The 18645-nt window shown below is 34.4% G+C and carries 20 protein-coding genes and 1 pseudogene; 16 read left to right on the forward strand and 5 right to left on the reverse strand.

The window, feature by feature from the left end; genetic code table 11:
• Positions 1-81: 81 nt before the first annotated feature.
• Positions 82-498, forward strand: coding sequence for a YjdF family protein (locus ACYSNW_RS07790; RefSeq protein ID WP_461743923.1), 417 nt, complete (start codon positions 82-84; stop codon positions 496-498).
• Between the two features lie 120 nt (positions 499-618).
• On the opposite strand, the gene ACYSNW_RS07795 is transcribed toward ACYSNW_RS07790, so the two are convergent.
• The 4 genes from ACYSNW_RS07795 to ACYSNW_RS07810 form a co-directional block, all read right to left on the reverse strand.
• A complete protein-coding gene (locus ACYSNW_RS07795) occupies positions 619-1200 on the reverse strand; it encodes a uracil-DNA glycosylase family protein (protein ID WP_461743924.1) in 582 nt (193 codons plus the stop codon).
• A gap of 20 nt (positions 1201-1220) precedes the next feature.
• Complete coding sequence (locus ACYSNW_RS07800) at positions 1221-3596, reverse strand: DEAD/DEAH box helicase family protein (protein ID WP_461743925.1); 2376 nt, start codon at positions 3594-3596, stop codon at positions 1221-1223.
• 292 nt (positions 3597-3888) lie between these two features.
• Positions 3889-5214 carry a DUF438 domain-containing protein gene (locus ACYSNW_RS07805; RefSeq protein WP_461743926.1) on the reverse strand — a complete coding sequence of 442 codons (1326 nt, stop codon included), beginning with the start codon at positions 5212-5214 and terminating at the stop codon, positions 3889-3891.
• A 1-nt stretch (position 5215) separates the two neighbouring features.
• A complete protein-coding gene (locus ACYSNW_RS07810; protein WP_461743927.1) occupies positions 5216-5443 on the reverse strand; it encodes a DUF1858 domain-containing protein in 228 nt (75 codons plus the stop codon).
• A 390-nt stretch (positions 5444-5833) separates the two neighbouring features.
• On the opposite strand from ACYSNW_RS07810, the gene ACYSNW_RS07815 reads away from it, so the two are divergent.
• The 13 genes from ACYSNW_RS07815 (at position 5834) to ACYSNW_RS07875 (ending at position 15410) form a co-directional block, all read left to right on the forward strand.
• Positions 5834-6061 carry a hypothetical protein gene (locus ACYSNW_RS07815; RefSeq protein WP_461743928.1) on the forward strand — a complete coding sequence of 76 codons (228 nt, stop codon included), beginning with the start codon at positions 5834-5836 and terminating at the stop codon, positions 6059-6061.
• Positions 5965-6504 (forward strand): helix-turn-helix domain-containing protein, encoded by a 540-nt coding sequence (locus tag ACYSNW_RS07820; protein WP_461744109.1) that lies wholly within the window; start codon positions 5965-5967, stop codon positions 6502-6504. Before ACYSNW_RS07815 ends, ACYSNW_RS07820 begins: the two co-directional genes overlap by 97 nt.
• 6 nt (positions 6505-6510) lie before the next feature.
• A complete protein-coding gene (locus ACYSNW_RS07825) occupies positions 6511-6750 on the forward strand; it encodes a GyrI-like domain-containing protein (protein WP_461743929.1) in 240 nt (79 codons plus the stop codon).
• Between the two features lie 39 nt (positions 6751-6789).
• Complete coding sequence (locus ACYSNW_RS07830) at positions 6790-7158, forward strand: GyrI-like domain-containing protein (protein ID WP_461743930.1); 369 nt, start codon at positions 6790-6792, stop codon at positions 7156-7158.
• An 11-nt stretch (positions 7159-7169) separates the two neighbouring features.
• The gene (locus tag ACYSNW_RS07835; protein WP_461743931.1) at positions 7170-7670 is read left to right on the forward strand and encodes an ATP-binding cassette domain-containing protein; all 501 of its coding nucleotides are present in this window, start codon (positions 7170-7172) and stop codon (positions 7668-7670) included.
• Complete coding sequence (locus tag ACYSNW_RS07840) at positions 7627-8079, forward strand: hypothetical protein (RefSeq protein ID WP_461743932.1); 453 nt, start codon at positions 7627-7629, stop codon at positions 8077-8079. The genes ACYSNW_RS07835 and ACYSNW_RS07840 overlap by 44 nt, the downstream gene beginning before the upstream one ends.
• Positions 8080-8296: 217 nt before the next feature.
• Complete coding sequence (locus tag ACYSNW_RS07845; protein ID WP_461743933.1) at positions 8297-9124, forward strand: MerR family transcriptional regulator; 828 nt, start codon at positions 8297-8299, stop codon at positions 9122-9124.
• Between the two features lie 26 nt (positions 9125-9150).
• On the forward strand, positions 9151-10134 hold the full coding sequence (locus ACYSNW_RS07850) for a serine hydrolase domain-containing protein (RefSeq protein ID WP_461743934.1): 984 nt from the start codon (positions 9151-9153) through the stop codon (positions 10132-10134).
• A gap of 133 nt (positions 10135-10267) precedes the next feature.
• Positions 10268-11674, forward strand: a complete 1407-nt coding sequence (locus ACYSNW_RS07855) for an aldehyde dehydrogenase family protein (RefSeq protein WP_461743935.1) — start codon at positions 10268-10270, stop codon at positions 11672-11674.
• A gap of 325 nt (positions 11675-11999) precedes the next feature.
• On the forward strand, positions 12000-12461 hold the full coding sequence (locus ACYSNW_RS07860; protein WP_461743936.1) for a helix-turn-helix domain-containing protein: 462 nt from the start codon (positions 12000-12002) through the stop codon (positions 12459-12461).
• 15 nt (positions 12462-12476) lie between these two features.
• Entirely contained in the window at positions 12477-12653 is a 177-nt protein-coding gene (locus ACYSNW_RS07865) for a hypothetical protein (protein WP_461743937.1), read from the forward strand.
• A 251-nt stretch (positions 12654-12904) separates the two neighbouring features.
• On the forward strand, positions 12905-13498 hold the full coding sequence (locus ACYSNW_RS07870; protein WP_461743938.1) for a TetR/AcrR family transcriptional regulator: 594 nt from the start codon (positions 12905-12907) through the stop codon (positions 13496-13498).
• A gap of 61 nt (positions 13499-13559) precedes the next feature.
• Positions 13560-15410: an alpha/beta fold hydrolase gene (locus ACYSNW_RS07875; RefSeq protein WP_461743939.1), complete on the forward strand. Its 1851-nt coding sequence runs from the start codon at positions 13560-13562 to the stop codon at positions 15408-15410.
• Between the two features lie 144 nt (positions 15411-15554).
• On the opposite strand, the pseudogene ACYSNW_RS07880 reads toward ACYSNW_RS07875, so the two are convergent.
• Positions 15555-15754, reverse strand: a pseudogene (locus ACYSNW_RS07880) (hypothetical protein).
• A gap of 199 nt (positions 15755-15953) precedes the next feature.
• Between ACYSNW_RS07880 and ACYSNW_RS07885 the strand changes: the two are divergent.
• Both ACYSNW_RS07885 and ACYSNW_RS07890 read left to right on the forward strand, forming a co-directional pair.
• Complete coding sequence (locus ACYSNW_RS07885) at positions 15954-16382, forward strand: MarR family winged helix-turn-helix transcriptional regulator (RefSeq protein WP_461743940.1); 429 nt, start codon at positions 15954-15956, stop codon at positions 16380-16382.
• Complete coding sequence (locus ACYSNW_RS07890) at positions 16375-18627, forward strand: ATP-binding cassette domain-containing protein (protein WP_461743941.1); 2253 nt, start codon at positions 16375-16377, stop codon at positions 18625-18627. The genes ACYSNW_RS07885 and ACYSNW_RS07890 overlap by 8 nt, the downstream gene beginning before the upstream one ends.
• The last annotated feature ends 18 nt before the right edge of the window (positions 18628-18645 follow it).

The following is an 18645-nucleotide window of genomic DNA, read 5'->3' on the forward strand; positions in this document are numbered from 1 at the left end:
GACGTATTCATTTTTGAATATCAGTAACCTTCCTCCTAGGTCGTCCATTCTTTGAGTCATTCACTTAAAGGAGGAGTTTTCATGACAGTTGTTCAAGTATCATTGACTATTTTTTTCGAAGCACCATTTTGGGTAGGATTATTTGAAAAAATTGAAAATGAGGAACTGACAGTTGCTAAAGTTATTTTTGGTTCAGAACCAAAGGACTATCAGGTTTATACGTTTATTTTGGAGCATTATGCTACATTATCGTTTAGCCCTGCTGTAAAAACAGTTGGAAATCGTTGTAAATTGAATCCAAAACGGATGCAGCGTGAGATTCGCAAGCAAACGCGCCAAAAAGGCATTGGAACTAAAGCACAACAAGCCATGAAGTTACAGCAAGAACAAACGAAAAAAGCACGTAAAACGGATAGTAAAGAACGAAAAGAACTTGAGAAGGCTAAAAAGTTTCAGCTTAAACAAGTGAAAAAGAAGGCTAAACACAAGGGACATTAGAAACTTAATTTTCTCAATTGGTGAAAAAATAGAGTTAATAATGATTTCTAAGAAAAACAATGGAAAAACAACTGGAAATGGCTGAAGTTGTCCATTTTTAGTTGTTTTTTCGAGTTAAGTTTAGAGGCTTAAAATCTGTTGAAGCTGTTCGCGTATTTCTAGCAAACGATATTGATAAAAATTGGGATGATCCTTATACCATTTGATATTCAAAGGAGAAGGATGAGGTAAAACAAACGCCTTTTTTCCATTAATTTCTTGATCATTAAAAACGAGTTGACTAAAGTCGGATTCTTTAAAAAAATGTTTTGCAGCTTTACTGCCAATTAAAAAGTAGGCTTGATTATCGATTAATTCCAATGAACGATCTAACCATAACTTGGAGCAAATCGCTGGTGGTTGTTTGTCACCACCATTTTTTGTTTTTCCAGGATAGCATAAACCAACTGCCATAAAACAAAAATTCTTTGGATTATAAAAATCAGTTTCTGATAATTGGTACCATTCGTTGCGTAATTTTTTTCCTGAAGCATCCGTAAATGGCTTTTTTGTTTGTGAAACGCTAAGAGACGGTGCTTGGCTAATATGAACAATCTTGGACTGTTCTGCACCCAAAAACACTGGGGCGGGAGTTAATTTAGCTTCACAAACGCGGCAATTATTTAATTCCATAACAAATTGCTCAAATTTTTCTGAGTTCATTGAGTAAAGCCTCCTTGATGTTAATGCCATAAATGCTCTTGCGTGATTTGAATTGTTTGTTGCTGCAGAGCTTCTATTCGCGCTTGGAGTAATTTTTGTCTGCCTAATAAATTTCTCGTGTAAATTAATTCACAGTGCTTTTGTTTTTGACGTATTTTTTGTATCAGTTTCGTAGCAGTCTCTTTATTTTTCGCTAAATTTTTAGGTACCGCAAAGTACCGTTTCCTTAGTTGAATTAAATAGCGAGTGTCCTGTATAGGTTGTAGTAATTCAATTAAAGCATCGTTAAAAAAATGCTCTTCTTGATAAGTCGCTCCATCTAATCGAACCGAAAACTGCTGTTCGTCAATCGATATGTTTAGACTTACTTGATTTGATAGGTGGTGCTGTTCTTGATAAATTTGGAGTAAACTTTCAGCTAAAATACTTCGTAAATAGCAGGTTTTTTGCCATTTCTTTTGCATTTTTTTTTGTTGAAAATAAAGAGTTAAATCACCATGAAAAAAGGATTGCCAAAAAGTCAAACGCTTATGTTGCCAAGCAATTTCTTTAGTAACAACTTCATTGTTTTGCCGTGTGGGTCTGATAAATAGCGGCATAGATAATTGTGACCCGTTTGTTAACGCTTGTGCCCAGATCTTTGCGAGTCGCTCACGTTGTTGGATAAAGTAAAAGTTTTTTTGATTGTATTGGTGTAAAGCTTGTTCAGAGACTTCAGCAGGAAAATTGTATCGTTCTTGTCCACTTGTGATGGTTTTCGGGAGTTGCTCATTAGAGATTCCTTCAATAAAAGATAACCTACGGATGACGGGAGCTAGTTCAGGTTGTTCTTGCCAAGGGACTCTATCTATAAAGACGCTTAAATGCCAAATACTGCTAAGTGGTTTTTCTGGTTTTGATCGAAGGACTCTACCGCGCAATTGTTGGGTTTGAACAAAAGAACTGGAACGATTTCCTAAAATCAAAGTATTGATATTCGGACAATCCCACCCTTCGCCTAGTAGTGCAATGGTTCCAACTAATACATGCAAGATTCCCTCGTTCAATAAGGAAGTTACTTGTTCAACGATGGTTCTGCGATTCGAATCTGTTAAATTAAGGCGAATATAACCTAGAACACCTACTTGTTTTTGGAACGTTTCATTGCTGAAAAAGGTAGTTGCAATCTTTTCAGATAAAAAAGCAAAACGACCACAAAGTAAGGCGAGTTCTGTTTCTTTTTGAAGTAAGCTTTGTAAACGTAAAAATTGTGGGACAACTCCGTAATAAGTCGGATTGTCTGGGAAATCAAAGGCTGCTTCAGCAATACGGTCAAATAGCACGACACTGCATAATTTTGCCCCTAAGTTTGCTTCTTCTTTAATAAGAATCTCTTCAATGGCTGCCAATCTACTTTGGTGGCTGCCGATTAATTGTGCGACTGGAAAAGATGGGTACAAGCACAGTTGTTCTTCTTTTAACCAATGAACTTTTTGTAAATAAGTAAAAATGCTCAAGTCTGGGTTACTGGACCATAACCAATCATAAAGTAAACGGATTTGAGCTTTGGAAATCATGGGGAAAGAGCTCTTTTTCTTGAAACCTAAAACTTTCCAATGCGCTGAGTTTAACTTAAAACCATTATTAGTCAAAAACAATAACATGGAGATATAGAGATCAAAATGCTTGTAGATAGCATCTGTTTGTATAAGTGGATCAGTAATAAACGACTGAGAAAGTAAATAGTTGATGACTTCATTATCTGTGAGTAATCGATCGATAATATCGTTTTGTTGTTCTAAAAAAAAGTGATAATCTTCTTCTTCAGTAGCATCTGCTTGGATAAAATGAATAAAGTCTTGATAGGGGTTTAGTATGTTTCGCTTTACTAGTTCGGAAGCAGAAATTTCTTCATCAATCGGTCCATTTAAGGCTAAATACATTTGCCACTCTATTTGAGGACTGTCTAAAGGCGGCGTTGCAGTTAATGAAAGGCTTCTAAGCTTTTGATACTTTCTTTTTACAGTGAAAAGTAGTTCTCCCCAATTTTTTTTAAGATGATGCGCTTCATCTAAAATTAAAAAGTCAATATTATTTTGATTAAAGTAATCGGGTTGGTCTTGCAAATATTGATAAGCCGCCTGATACGTTGTAATAGTGATTGTTTCAGGTTGCAAGAGAGTATTACTGATAGAAACATCTAGAAATTTTTGGGCATTTTTAATCCATTGTTCTTTTAATAAAAGCGAAGGAACCAAAATTAACGTTTTTGCATGTACTTCTTCTAGAATTGCTAGACCGAGGATTGTTTTTCCTGATCCAGGAGGTGCTACAAAATGATAAGTCATTTGCTGTTTGTGGGTTCGTACATAGTCTAACAGTCGTTGTTGATAGGGGCGTAAGGTTATTTTTTTCATTTAGATTCTCCTGAGATTGGTTGCGTTTGATAGCGTTGCGGATTATCGTCGTCAAAAAATAGACAGCATAATACAGCAACAGTTTGACTCTAGGACAAGTTACTAAACTAATGATAACGTAAATAAGAATCAAATTCTATTCAATTTCTTTTTTTAGTTAATTGAGTAGTCCTATACAGAAGAAGCGAACAAGGCAAAAGATAGAGGCCTTGTTCGTTAAGATTAAAATGGTTGAATGAAAAAGAGGTCGTTCGAAGGGATCAATTTGAGTCGATTTCATGATTATTTTTGTTTAATCTAATAACCTTTTTTGTCCTTTAAGTTGTTGGATTTCGGTAATATCTTGTGTTACTTCCAAACAACCGAGATACTGATTTGTTTGATCGTGAAGAGCAAAATAACGAATATAGATCCGTTTTGGGCCCATATCAATCCAAAAATCAGCCGTTTTTTTCGTTCCAGTTTTGAAATCATCTAAGATTTTTTGAACCATATGCATACTTTTTGGTGGATGACAATTTACGACTTTTCTACCTAAGACAGAGTTAGTCCGTGGAAAGACACGAGCCTCACTTTCAGAATAAAAACGAACGGTTTCTTCTGCATCGACAAAGGTCAAATCAACAGGTAATGTTTGGAAAATAGCTATTAATTCGGGCAAACCTAAAACCCCTGTTGGGAATTCAATCGGCATCTGATTAGTAACAGTTTCTTTTGAGGGGAGTCGCATTTGAGTACTATTTGCTGATGTATGTTCATCTTTTAAGCCCTCTGCAATCCCTTGAGTAGTTTCTTGAACCGTTTTAATAGCAGCTAAACGTAACGGCTCATTTTCTTGTTCTTTTTCGAGAGCCGCTGCACTAGGTTTCCAAGGCAATGGAGTTGTAATAAACGCATAGCCAATCTCTTCACTATCGCGCGCAATTTGTTCCCAATCGTTTAGCGTAAAAATATCTAAAATCATCGGTGTCATGATTTCCTCTTCTTTAAAAATCATTTCTTCAATTTCAGTTTTTAATTTTTCCCATTGTTCCAATAAGATATTGTATACAGCACGTTCCTCTTGAATGTACGCTTGGATTTCTTTGATCATCTCGCGGATATCATCATCGACTGCCCACATGACTTGAGGCGGTGCAACAACACCATATTTTTCCATAAAAGAAAAAATTAACGTTTCTTTTCGACTATAGTGTTTATCCAATTGCCATAAATCATCCAAAGCAGTTTTTAAACGACCACGAATAGACCAATCTTGATGGGAAATTTTTTCTAATAACCCATCAATTTCATCAGTAAGCAAGGACTGTAACACCTGATTTTCCAATTTCATCGTGTGGATCGGGTGACCTGGCTGTTCATGCTCATAATTTGAATGGTGGATTTCGTTGATACTACCTTTAAAAACTGCCACATGAATCGTGCAAAGTTCTTGAATCTCTGTAGGGTTCAAACCAGTTTGAATCAAGGCTTTTTCAGCTGCTGCGATTTCTGTGACATCGACTCCTTCAAAAGTTTGATTAAAAAGAGCCTTTGCTTCTTCAAATGATCCTCCTTGATGAAGCAATGATAAGATATCTACGATTTTTTCTTGACGTTCTTGCTTTAATTTATCCATTTTATCCTCCAATGACAGTGAAGCCATGTGCCTCAAATTTAGTCGTAATTACTTCAAGCGGGACTTTTTTTAGCTTCATTCCTTTGTTGATCGTCATATATTTTCCAACCGTCTGAATCATACCAGGCCGTTTGATTTCTTTAAAACCTAAATCGTGCATAATCATTAGAACCTCTGGATATTCTGATACAAGATCAGCGAGTGAACGGTTTAAATCTAGCTCTTTCATCAGCATCTTCCTTTTCCAATTAATTGAGAATCATTCTCATTATAAGTTCAAAAAGTAACAAAGTAAAGAAGTTGCGATAAAAGTAATTAGCTCCGAAAGGCAATTAGGTAAGATATATCATCGAATAACTTCTGTTTTTCGTTAGTTATCGCAATAAGAAAAATGAAAGATTTCCTTTCAATGATAAATATTTACGATTAGGTATTCTTTCATTTTTTGATAACCAAGTATTATTGTCTAAAGATATTTTGAGCAATCAGTAGTCTTTTTATTTGGATGAAACTAATTTTTATGTGTACTATCGTAAAACAATAGACCTTACATATTCGGTATTTATATTGAGAGGTTTAATTTGTTGAAACATGATAACTTAGTTTTAGGAGGTAAGTAATGGATAGTTTAAAACAATTTGACGAGGTATTAGACTATGTTGAGCAGCATTTAGTAATTGTTTTCAAGAGAATGATCTGGCGAAACTTGCTGGTTGTAGTTGGCCAGCGTTTCAACGAATATTTTTTTATATCGTTGAACTTCCGTTATCTGAATATATTCGAAATCGAAAATTTAACAATGCTGGATTTGAGTTGCTGGATTCGCAAAATAAGATTATTGATATAGCACTCAAATATAGCTATGCTTCGCCCACTTCTTTCAATCGTGTCTTTCAATCGGTTCATGGTTTTCCGCCTTCTAAAGTAAAGGAAAATCAAAAAGAATTGGTTGTTTATCCAAGGATTCGCTTGGCCATCACGGTTAGTGGGGATAAATCAATTAGGTATCGCGTGGAAGAGAAAAAAGAAATGATGTTTTTAGGGAAAAGGTACACATTGAGTGAAAAAATAGAAACGAATTTTCAAAAAGTTCCTTTATTTTGGCAGGATTTCAGTGCTACTAATGAAATCGCAACAATCGGTTCTCATAAAGAATGTTTGGAGAACAGACTATATGGAATCACATTATATCAAGAAGAAGAGACTCATAGTTACCTGATTGGTCTTGAAACGAAAGGAAGAATTTTGCAGACAAAATATGAACAGTTTGTGATTGGAGCGCAAACATAGCTTATCTTGACTACTCAAGGAATCATGCCAGAAGCAATGATTCAAATGTACCGTAAATTTTATAATGAATGGCTACCAGTAGCTGATTATGAGTACGATTGCAACGCAGATATTGAAGTCTATCCGATGTATTTGGAAGAAACCAATGACTATGAATTATGGTTGCCAATCAAAAGAAAAAAAGGGAGTGTAGCGATGAAGTCGCAAATTACAATTAAAGAGATTGAACCAATAAGAGTGGCCTAGAGATCTTATAAAGGAGACGTTTTAAAAGCAGGCAAATATATGCCTACTATTTTTAAGTCGATCAAAGGGAAGAGTAACGGTGTTCCTTTTTTTATGATTTATGAAGTTGATGAAGTAACTAATGTTGGCGAAATGGAGTTGTGTGTTCCTACTTTGGAAATGCCAAATCATAACGAAGTTTTTGTGATGGAGCTTCCTAGAATTCGTGCAATCAGTATTATTCATCATGGGAGCTATGAGCGATTATCAGAATCTTATCAACAAATAACGCAGTATATCTATACCAATAATATACACATTGTTGGCCCCACTCGGGAAGTCTGTATTAAAGGTCCTGGACCTATTCTAAAAGGGAATCCAATCAATTATATTACCGAAATTTTACTGCCTATTGAGGAAAGAAAGTAGGTGCTAGCTAGATGAATGCGATAGTCACAAAGCAAGTAAGGAAAAAATATAATACAGGTGTATTAGCTTTAGATCAGCTGAATTTAACGATAAAACAAGGAGAGGTATTTACTCTTTTAGGGAAAAATAGAGCAGGAAAGTCAACGTTAATCAGCTTACTAACTACTTTCAAGCAACCAAGTTCAGGAACTATTGAAATTTTAAATCAACAAGTATCTAATCAAACGATGAATGAAATTCGGAGAAAAATAGCGTGCGTCGCCCAAACAATCGCAATTGATGAACATTTAACCTTAATGGAAAATAGGTTGTTTCAGAGTCGTTTATATAAAATAACACCGACTGTTGCAATAAAAAAAATTAATCAATTGATTACAACTTTTGAATTGACTGATTATTTAGACCATCCTATTGCCAATTATTCAGGAGGAATCAAACGTCGATTAGATATTGCAATAAATTTAGTTATTGAAAGAAGCCAACAATACGTATGTTTTCCCCATTTCAGATGAAACGATTCAAAAATATGAAACCACAGATGTAGAAACACTATCTAATCAATATGTTGCCCTTTATCGTTTTTATTTAAAAGATGATATTTTGTCAAAAGCTAGAAAAATGCTGATGACTGAGAAATTTAACATTCCGAAAGCTTCAAAATTAGTAACTGAACTATTTATCAATATGCCGTTGAAGTATTTAACAACGTTATTTGAAAAACAAATGCAACACAAGAAATATATTGAAGCAGATTCTTCAATAATGGCATTACAATTTTACGCGCCTTTGCATTTTTTATTAACGATCTATGATTTAGATGAAACAAAAGAAGTTGAAGTACTTAAACAGATAAAACAACATGTTAAACAATTTAATGCCGTTTATTTAGTTAATACTATTGAGAAAGAGAAGTTAGAATAAGGGCTCTAGCAATAAGAGTATAATAACTAAGATTAGTCCTATAAGCATAGAAGTACAGTAAGTAGCGATTCTTCTATGCTTATTTTATTTTGCTATAGAAAACAATTTTTAATCATGATACTGTCAAAGAAGAGTAGATGTGACATTCATCGTATTGACTTTGTCCTTAGGTCAACTTGTAAGATGAGTGTACGTCACTAAATTGGAGGCGGATCGAATGTTATCTATCGGAGATTTTTCATTTGTTTGTAAAGTATCTACAAAAACATTACGTTATTATGCAAAAATAGGACTTATTTTTCCAAAGGAAGTGAATCCAGAAAATGGCTATCGTTATTATGCGATTGAGCAATTAGAGACGATGCGATTAATAAATCGGTTGAAGTCTTACAATTTTTCTTTGGAAGAAATAAAGTCAGTCCTTAATACAACAGCTGTATCCACTGAACTATTAACGAATGAGTTATTCCAAAAAAAAGAACTATTTTTACTAACAATCAACGAACTTGAACAGAAAATCGAACAAATTAAGACAGATATAAGGTTGCTGGAACAAGGCAAACCAATGATCTCTTCCGATGATGTGATTAATGTTCAATATGTTGACGTTCCTAAGATATCTCTTTTATTTATTCGAAAAATGGTGCATGAAATAAAGTTTAAGGAGGCGTATCAAAGCTGTTTCAGTCAACTAGTTAAGAAAATAGAAATGGAGAAATTAACGATTACTGGTGCTCCAATGGTTTTATTCCATGATAGTGAATTTAGTTCATTTGGTTTGGATACCGAATTTGCAATTCCGATACAAGAAGTTGTAAATGGGAGTAGATACTTTGAGCCAGGACTTTGTTTAAAAACGGTCGTTGAGGGATCGTATACCCAATTATCTTCCGTGTATGCCAAACAAATCGACTGGGCGGATAAAGAAGGGTATGAATGTTCAAATGCGTTGTTTGAAATGTATTTGACTGATTTAACGACGGTAGCGAATGAAAATGAGTTGGTAACGGAAGTTTATTATCCGATTAGAAAACGACAACGATAAAATAAAAAATTGGGAGAATGAATGACATGACAAAAGACAAACTGATTGATTTGGAAAAGACTATCAAAGAAGAACAACAGAATGTTGCAGGTATCGTGGTGTGTAAAAATGGGAATTGCTTGTATGAAAACTATTTTAATGACTGTAATGAAAAAAGCACCATCCATATTTTTTCAGCGACGAAAAGTATTGTTTCGATCTTAATCGGTATTGCAATAGATAAAGGGTTGATCCAAACTCTTGATCAAAGAGTACTCGATTTTTTTTCTGATTATTCAGTTAAAAAAAGAGAAAAAAGGATTCAGCAGATTACTCTTAGAGATCTAGTGACTATGACCGCACCGTATAAATATAAGTCAAATCCCTATACAAAGTATTTTACTAGCTCTGATTGGGTAGAATTTTCCCTCGATTTATTAGGCGGTAAAGGAGAAATCGGTAAATTTCGTTATACACCGTTGATTGGTCCTGATATTTTATCTGGTATTCTAACAAAGGTCACGGGGAAATCAGTTCTTGAATTTGCTCAGGAAACGTTATTTTTACCTCTAGGGATTGAAGTCGAGCAAACAATCACTTTTCATAGTAAAGAAGAACAGATGGCTTTTTATGATTCAACAACAAGCAGCTGCTGGGTGGCAGATTCAATTGGAAACAATGCGGCTGGTTGGGGACTGACACTTACGGCGAGAGATATGACAAAAATCGGTCAACTATATTTAAACGAAGGAAATTGGGAAGGCCAACAAATCGTGTCACAAAAATGGATTGCCGATAGTTTGACAAAACAGAGTCAATGGACAGAAATGCAGCTCGACTATGGCTATTTATGGTGGTTGATTGATGAAAATGACCAATCTTTTGCAGCTGTTGGTGATGGAGGAAATGTGATTTATGTGAATCGAAAAAATAATTTAGTCATCTCAGTAGCCGCTCTTTTTGCACCAAGAATTACGGATCGCATCGATTTTATTAGAGAACAAGTTGAACCACTATTTGTTGAATTATAAAAAAATTTGATTGTTGTAAATCACTTTTATCTTATTATATATAAATAAAACTTTTAAGTGGTTATAGTCGTTCTCTTTGACATGTTTTTTTATCCATGCTACGGTTAACTTAATAAAACGGAGGAGGAAGACGATGAAGAGACAGGAAAAACTATTTTATGATGGTCACTGGCAAACGGCGCATTCGGATAAATTTGCGGAAGTAATTAATCCAGCAACAGAAGAAGTACTAGCAGAAGTTGTTCAAGCTAATCATCAAGATATTGATTTAGCCATTGCTTCGGCAAAGAGAGCATTTCCTAGTTGGAATGCTACACCTCCAGCTGAAAGAGCAGCATATGTAGAGAAAATTTTAGATGGATTAAAAGAACGACAAGAGGAAATTGCAGAGGTAATCGTAAAAGAATTAGGTGCAAGTTTAACTTTTTCTCAAAGTGGACAAGTCCCCCTTTCAATAAAAGAATTAACAGCAACGTTAGAAGAGTTCCAGACCTATAAATTTGAAGAAGAAGTGGAGAATGCAACTGTTATAAAAGAAGGATTTGGTGTAGTTGCTTGTATTACACCGTGGAATTATCCGTTAAATCAAATTCAACGGAAATTGACACCAGCGCTTTTAACTGGAAATACAGTAGTCATCAAACCGGCTAGTGAAACACCGCTTACCGCTATTTTATATATGAAAATTATTGAAGAAGCAGGGCTTCCCTCTGGTGTAGTGAATTTGATTACAGGAAACGGAAGTGACGCAGGGCGCTACTTAGCTGAACATAAAGATGTATCTGTTGTTTCATTCACAGGATCTACAGAAGTCGGGAAAAACTTATATAAAAGTGCAGCAGATAGAGTGAAAAAAACAGTACTAGAACTTGGTGGGAAATCAGCAATGATTTACTTAGAAGGCGGCGACTTAGATTTAGCAATCAAAACCGCAGCCAATACAGTCCTAGATAACCAAGGACAAACTTGTTCAGCTCTTACTCGTTTGTTAATTCCAAAAAACGAATTAGAGAATACGAAAAGTACGTTGACTAACTATTACAAAACAATTGTTGTCGGGGATCCATCAAGAGAAGAAACAAAAGTTGGACCCATGGTATCAAAAAATCAATTAGATACTGTTTTAAAATATATTGAAATTGGAAAAAATGAAGGAGCTGATTTATTTATTGGTGGATCAGTAATTGATAGAAAAGGCTATTATGTTGAACCAACTGTTTTTATGAATGTGACGAATGATATGCGTATTGCTCAAGAAGAAATTTTTGGTCCAGTTCTATCTGTTATCACGTATGACTCTGTTGAAGAAGCGATTGAAATTGCTAATGACTCTATTTATGGATTATCTGGTGGGGTTGTTGGACCAAAGGAAGTTGCATATGAAGTAGCTAAAAAAATGAGGACGGGTAATATTATAGTGAATGGGGCAGATCGTTCACCGAAAGCGCCATTTGGAGGTTATAAACAATCTGGACTTGGACGAGAGAATGGTCGTTTTGGCTTAGATGATTATGTAGAAATTAAAGCCATTTTGCATTAGCAAAACGATGAGATACTTGCTCTTACATAAGTAGGAAATGCTCCTATTTATGTAAGAGCCATTTTTGTAGAAAAAATAGTTTTCTATCTTCGTAGTTTTTTTAATGGTGGAAGTAAAGTATGAGGGTAACTACAAAGTGATGATACACTTTGTAGATTAAACTAGAGGATTGAATTCCGTTAAGTTCAATCGATCCAAAGTAACCTTGGCCGTTTGTCTATCACTTCAGAGAATGCAACGAAACGCAACAAAAAATGTTAACCATAGTTGGTTTTATTTAGTTCCTAAGAGCGCTATACTAGCGATAAGGTATAGGAGTGATGGAATGAAAAATAAGAAACTAAACATTGCGAATAATATTGTCTATTTACGAAGGATCAATCACTTATCAATTGAAGAATTGTCAAATGAACTAAATGTTTCTAGGCAAGCTGTGGCGAAATGGGAGCATGGTGAAAGCATTCCTGATTTGCTAAATTGTATCGCGATAGCAGAAGTATTTGATGTATCGATAGATGAATTGCTACATTACGATGGAGTGAATGATACCATTAGTATTGCGCCAAAAGGGAAACATTTTTTTGGGACAACAACGATTAAAACGGATGGTAAAGTGAGTATTCCTAAAGAAGCAATGGAGGTTTTACACTTCGAAATAGGAGAAGAACTTGTTATTCTTGGGGATGAACATCCAGAAACAGCAGGGCTTGCATTGATTTCAAAAAAAAAATTTATGAAAACGACAAAAGAATTATTGAACAAGCTTTATCCAAAAGAAAACGAGTGAAAGGAATGAGAGAACATGACACTAGAAGAGTTTAAAAAAGAATTTGATAAAGGGATGCCGACAATTACTTATGTAAAAAAGAGGTATGGGTTTCAAAGTATTGATGCGTTTGAAGCATATGTTGCGCAATTACAGGAAAAAGCCAAGAAATATGATGAATTAGTAAGAGAAGAGGATGAAGCAAAGGATTGAGAAGTTGATTATTTATCGTGGATTTATTGGTATCTTTGATTTATTTGGGACGCTAATGTTGCTAAGAAAAAAAGAACCCTTTTGAAAATCAAAGGGTTCTTTTTTTTAAAAGTCTATAACTAGCTTTACTTATTAGATTCATTCGATTTCATGGCAAGATAAGTGACTAATTAATTGTAGGGAAACTGTTGTTGAAGAGAAATGGGTTCTTTATAGTTGACTCTATATAACTAGTACGGTATAGTACTAATATGAAAAATAATAAAACCAAAGAACCATTTAATAAAAAACATGTAATAGATGTTGCTTCACGACTCTTTTTTGTTAAAGGCTATAGTTATACTAGCATGGATGAAGTGACGCGGATCAGTGGTGTTTCAAAATCAAATATTTACTATCATTTTAAAAGTAAAGATGAATTATTAGTTGCTGTTATTGAGTATTGGAGTAATCATTATCAAGAACTGATCCTAGAGTCAGTAGGGAATAAAAGTCAGTCAGTAGAAGAACGGATCATCACTTTTTTAAGCGCCATCTCTCAAGAAATTATTGGTAGAGAGTTCAAAGGTAGCTGCCCTTTTATTACACTATACATTCAAAGTCCAATGAAACCTAACACAGCTAAAAAGAAAATCACAACCTTTTTCCAACAGCTACAGCCAGTATTTGTCGAGCTCTTCCAACAAGGGGCTGCTAGTGGCGAATTTAGAAGTACATTAAACTGTACGAGTACCGGGAGTTTGTTCTTATCAACGATGGAAGGGGCAATTCTCCTATCCGAAACGTTACAAGATACGACTTTATTGATAACAACAGCCAAAGATTTTTGCGAAATGCTTTATTAGCTTAAAGCATTTTCATTTAATTTCAACTAGTACTAATTAGTACTAAATAGGAGGGATCACTATGAAGACCATTTTTATAACAGGAAGTACAGGAACCATTGGGAAAGAGCTTTTAAAAGAGTTTGAAAAAAAGGAGGCAAGATTAATTTTACTTGTACGTAATCCTAAAAAAATTACTGATCAATTATCGTGGGCAGATCCTACTTTTAAAAAGCGAATAAAAATTGTGAAAGGCGATTTAAAAGAAGAACGATTGGGCTTGTCAGAAACAGACTATACGTTAGCCATGGCAGCAGATGTTATTATCCATGCTGGAGGTACGATGGATGTTCTATTAGAAGATCAGGAGGCGAAACAAGTTTTCTCAAATGGAGCCATTTCAATGATAGAGTTAGCTAAAAATATACAGAAGAAAAACGGATTAAAGCATTTTATTCACGTTGTGGGGTATATGAGTCCGTTTAATGACAGTAACTCGTACACGGAAGACGATGTATGGCAAATGGATCAGTTTATGAAGGATGGCAATGCTTATGAACGGTACAAATTTTTAGCAGATTTATATGTTCGACAACAAGCGCGACTGAATGACTTTCCTCTATCTGTAGTCAACCCTAGTACAATTGTGGGCGATTTTCCAACAGGTGAAACCGAACAGTTAGCTGGTTTTGGCTATTTAGTAAATGCGAGTCGAAGAAAATTAATGCCTGTAGTTCCTGGTGGAGAAAAATATTGGCTTCCCTTAGTATCAAATAATGTGTTAGCTAAGATGATTGTTCATCTTTCTCAAGAAGAAACCGTTGAAAGTAAAACATATACCATGACACCTAATAAAGAGGACTCGCCAACAATGGTTGAATTGAATCAATTAATTGCTAAAGAGTTACGTGTCGCTAAACCTAAGTTGACAGTTCCCGTTCCTGTTGTAGCTACATTTCTAAAATCTGGAATAGGGAAGTTACTCGATATGCCATCTGAAACGATTGCATTCCTATCTGAGAAATCGTTTGATAATCAGGAAACAATCAAATTAGCACATAAGATTGGCATCTCTAATTTGAATGTGAATGAGTATTTGCCCAATGTTATAGCAGATATTGATTATCGATTTACGTTTTCAAATCAAAACGATATGACTGAATTTAATAGGCAAGCGGTAGACAGACTTATTTATTTTAAAAAAGAGGGGATAGGCACTCCTTGGGTGATTGTTCATGGATTATTTAGTGATGCCGTTGAATTAAAAGAGCTTGCGTTAGCTATCAATAGAAAGATGGGGAATCCAGTTTATATTATAGATTTGCCTGGTTTAGGTCATTCGCCTATAGTCAACGAAGCGCCTACATTTTATGATTATGTGAATAGTATTCGCACTGTAATAAATGCTATTGGAGTTCCTGTAAACTTACTTGGCCATTCACTAGGCGCTAATTTAGTTGCAAAAGTAGCTGAACTAGACGCTAGAAAAATGAACCAATTGCTCTTAATCCAGCCACTTACCGAAAAAACAACCAAGAATACGTTAATAGATAAAATGGTACAACATCAAAGAGTAGCGAAACTGGTTTTAAGTAAACTTTCAAAACGAAGAGTAAAGAAATATTTAATCGATAGTGGTTCCTTTATCGAGGGAGAAAAGAGAATAGATGCTTACAGTGAGAGAATGTACCAAAGTTTATCTAGTCCAAGAATTTTAGCGACAAATGCTAATTTAATGGCACTAAGTAATCACGAATCTTCTCAAATAAACTGGGAGGGACTGCCCAATAAAACCACCATTTTATGGGGAGAAAAGGATAATGTGTATCTTGCTCCTAGTCAAAACCGATATCCAGTCCATTCTTTTTCTTATGGCCATCAATTTCCTATTTCGCATCCTAACGAAGTAGCTACCATGATACAAAATCTATAAAAATAGTTAGGTTCACTATCTTCGAAACAAGAAAATCAATTAATTTGGATAGAATGTTGGTTACGATAAAAAAACTGGATATGTTCTTTAATAATTAAGCAGATCAATTTTTAAATTTTCTCATTTATGATGTTGGGACATAACTCAAAAAGTTATATTTAATCTCTTGATTTTCCGAATAAACGGTGGAAGCAGAAGTAACTCCTTCGGAAATAAGCTGAAATTCACAAAAATTTGAAGAACACCAAGTAGGAATCATTCAACATCGAAAGGATACCTTTCGTGTTTCTTGTCATTTTCGTGAATTCCGTCTTATTTCTCGGAGCTTAGCACTTCTGTCCCAACCTCTTTTTTTATGAGAAGAGCAGAATCTGTTTTTGCATTCGTTTTTCGCTTCACTAATATGCCTTATCAAACAAGCGTTTTTAACTAATTGAATAAACCAAATGAAGTAGTAGAAAACCATCAAAAACAATACCTTTGAAAATGATTTCTTTTTTGATATAATTTCTATAAAGAAACTATAATCAGGAGGAAATGATAATGGATTTAAAAGCATCTTTAATAGATTTACAATGCGAAATGGTCGCAGAAAGAACACTTGTTAACCCCAAAAATATTTCTTGGTTACAATATGATATTTTATATCAATTAGAAAAAGAAGGTGAAATTTTGCCTTCCGATTTGAGCATTATTTTAGGCACTTCACGAACAAAATTATCAAAAGCATTAAAGAGTTTAAAATCAATGGACTATATCCAACAATTACCGAATCAATCAGACGGTAGGGAGTTGAAGACCTCTATCACTATTGAAGGAAAATCATTCTTAGGAGATTGTTCAACAAAACATCAAGCATTATACGAAACAGCGTTGAAAGCATTGACTAAAGTAGAGCAAGAAGAATTTTCTAGACTAGCAACTAAATTGTCTAACAGTTTAAGAAAGGAACGAGTGGATAGTCATGAGTGAGTATATAAACATCAAAAACGCAAAAACGAATAATCTTAAAACTGTTTCTGTAGACATACCTAAACACAAAATAATTGCTGTTACTGGTGTCTCTGGATCGGGAAAATCCTCCTTGATTTTTGACACCGTAGCTAGTGAATCACAACGATTACTAAATGAAACCTATTCAAGTTACATTCAAGATTTACTTCCTAAGTACAAAAAGCCAATTGTTGATTCTATTACGAATCTCCCAGTTTCCTTAGTCGTAAGTCAGAAAAGAATTAATGGAAACGCTAGATCAACAGTCGGCACAATTACGGATATTTATTCTAGTTTAAGGTTACTATACTCGAGAATTGCTATACCATTTATTGGCTACTCTATGAAATATTCCTTTAATAATCCAGAAGGAATGTGCAACTATTGTAAAGGCTTGGGGGAGGCGAAATCAATTAATATCGAAAAACTAATTGATTTCAATAAGTCCTTAAATGAGAATGCGATTCAATTTCCTACATTTCAAAAGAATGGTTGGCGACTATCGAGATATACAGAATCCGGTTTTTTTGACAACGATAAAAAAATTTCGACGTATTCAAAAGAAGAACTCGACCTTCTTTTATATTCTACAAAAATAAAGCCTGATCAACCGAGTGAAAAATGGCATAAAACAGCAAATTTCATGGGAATTGTACCGCGAATCATGGAAAGTTTTGTTTATGCAGAGAACACAAAATATAATAAAGAGTTGGATAAAATTTTAACGACAGATAGTTGTCCAGTATGTCATGGAACCCGTTTAAATGAAGACGTATTACGTGCAAAAATTGCAGGAAAGTCTATTGCAGATTGCTGTTCTATGCCTATCCCTGAATTACTGGAGTTTGTTCAGCATATTCATGAAGAAAAAGTAACCATTATTACGAATGAATTGCTTATGAAATTAGAGAGTTTATGTCTAGTAGGTTTAGATTATTTAACGTTAAATCGAACCACAAGCACCTTGTCTGGAGGCGAGTCACAACGAATCAAGATGACAAAATACTTGAATAGTTCATTAACGGACCTTCTTTATATACTTGATGAACCCAGTGTTGGGTTGCATCCGCAAGATATTAAAGGAATTAATAATATCCTCAAAAGAATGAAAGACAAAGGAAATTCAGTTTTATTTGTGGATCACGATCCTGATATGATAGCTATTGCGGATGAAATAATCAACTTTGGGGAAGGAGCGGGGATTGCTGGAGGAAATATAACATTTCAAGGTTCATTTGAAGAATTACTAAAATCAAATACAATTACGGCTAAAGCATTTTTAAAAAAACATACGATTAACAAAACCAAAAAAAGTTTTCCAACTTATTTTACACTTGAGAATGCTTCGAAAAATAATATTAAAGATATTTCAATTAAACTACCTAAGGATGCATTAACCGTAGTAACTGGCGTTGCTGGATCTGGGAAAAGTACACTAATTAGACAACTTTTTAAGTGTAAGTATTCAAATGCAACGATTTTAGATCAACGTTTGCCTCATGCCTCTAATCGTTCAAATATTACTACTTATTTGAATATATTTAATGAAATCAGAAAAATCTTTAGTCGGGCAAATAAAGTAGATCGTTCATTATTTTCCGTAACTGGAAAAGGTGCTTGTCCTGAATGCAAAGGGAAAGGTTTTATCAAACTTGATTTGGCTTTTTTAGGAGATTCTCAACAGGTTTGCGAAAAATGCCAGGGACAACGTTTTAACGAAAAGACACTTTCGTATCGATATAAAGGAAAAAATATAGGTGAAATTTTTGATTTAACCGCGAAAGAAGCAATGGATTTATTTCATGACAATTCACTGATCAAAAAAACATTAGATTCTGTTATCAAAGCAAATCTTTCTTATATAAAACTTGGTCAAACACTTGATTCATTTTCTGGAGGAGAGTTACAAAGATTAAAAATTGCTCAAATGTTAACCAATAAATCGTCTGATATTGTCATTTTAGACGAACCAAGTACTGGACTACATGAATCAGATATAGATAGTTTAATTACTCTTTTTCATGAGTTGATTGCGCAAGGGAATACCCTAATTGTGCTGGAACATAATTTATCGATTATCTGTCAAGCGGATTGGATTATTGATCTTGGACCAAAAGGAGGAAATTTAGGAGGAAAGCTATTGTTTCAAGGCTATCCTGTCGATTTTGTTGAATGTCCTAATTCATATACGGCTAAGCATTTAAGACGATTTTTAGTGGATTGATTGTAAAGGTAAGATCGA

Source organism: Enterococcus sp. LJL99 (assembly GCF_054871725.1).

Coding starts and splice junctions, on each gene's coding strand:
- ACYSNW_RS07790 (WP_461743923.1), top strand. CDS start 82: ATGACAGTTGTTCAAGTATCATTGACTATTTTTTTCGAAGCACCATTT.
- ACYSNW_RS07795 (WP_461743924.1), bottom strand. CDS start 1,200: ATGAACTCAGAAAAATTTGAGCAATTTGTTATGGAATTAAATAATTGC.
- ACYSNW_RS07800 (WP_461743925.1), bottom strand. CDS start 3,596: ATGAAAAAAATAACCTTACGCCCCTATCAACAACGACTGTTAGACTAT.
- ACYSNW_RS07805 (WP_461743926.1), bottom strand. CDS start 5,214: ATGGATAAATTAAAGCAAGAACGTCAAGAAAAAATCGTAGATATCTTA.
- ACYSNW_RS07810 (WP_461743927.1), bottom strand. CDS start 5,443: ATGAAAGAGCTAGATTTAAACCGTTCACTCGCTGATCTTGTATCAGAA.
- ACYSNW_RS07815 (WP_461743928.1), top strand. CDS start 5,834: ATGGATAGTTTAAAACAATTTGACGAGGTATTAGACTATGTTGAGCAG.
- ACYSNW_RS07830 (WP_461743930.1), top strand. CDS start 6,790: ATGCCTACTATTTTTAAGTCGATCAAAGGGAAGAGTAACGGTGTTCCT.
- ACYSNW_RS07835 (WP_461743931.1), top strand. CDS start 7,170: ATGAATGCGATAGTCACAAAGCAAGTAAGGAAAAAATATAATACAGGT.
- ACYSNW_RS07845 (WP_461743933.1), top strand. CDS start 8,297: ATGTTATCTATCGGAGATTTTTCATTTGTTTGTAAAGTATCTACAAAA.
- ACYSNW_RS07850 (WP_461743934.1), top strand. CDS start 9,151: ATGACAAAAGACAAACTGATTGATTTGGAAAAGACTATCAAAGAAGAA.
- ACYSNW_RS07855 (WP_461743935.1), top strand. CDS start 10,268: ATGAAGAGACAGGAAAAACTATTTTATGATGGTCACTGGCAAACGGCG.
- ACYSNW_RS07860 (WP_461743936.1), top strand. CDS start 12,000: ATGAAAAATAAGAAACTAAACATTGCGAATAATATTGTCTATTTACGA.
- ACYSNW_RS07865 (WP_461743937.1), top strand. CDS start 12,477: ATGACACTAGAAGAGTTTAAAAAAGAATTTGATAAAGGGATGCCGACA.
- ACYSNW_RS07870 (WP_461743938.1), top strand. CDS start 12,905: ATGAAAAATAATAAAACCAAAGAACCATTTAATAAAAAACATGTAATA.
- ACYSNW_RS07875 (WP_461743939.1), top strand. CDS start 13,560: ATGAAGACCATTTTTATAACAGGAAGTACAGGAACCATTGGGAAAGAG.
- ACYSNW_RS07885 (WP_461743940.1), top strand. CDS start 15,954: ATGGATTTAAAAGCATCTTTAATAGATTTACAATGCGAAATGGTCGCA.
- ACYSNW_RS07890 (WP_461743941.1), top strand. CDS start 16,375: ATGAGTGAGTATATAAACATCAAAAACGCAAAAACGAATAATCTTAAA.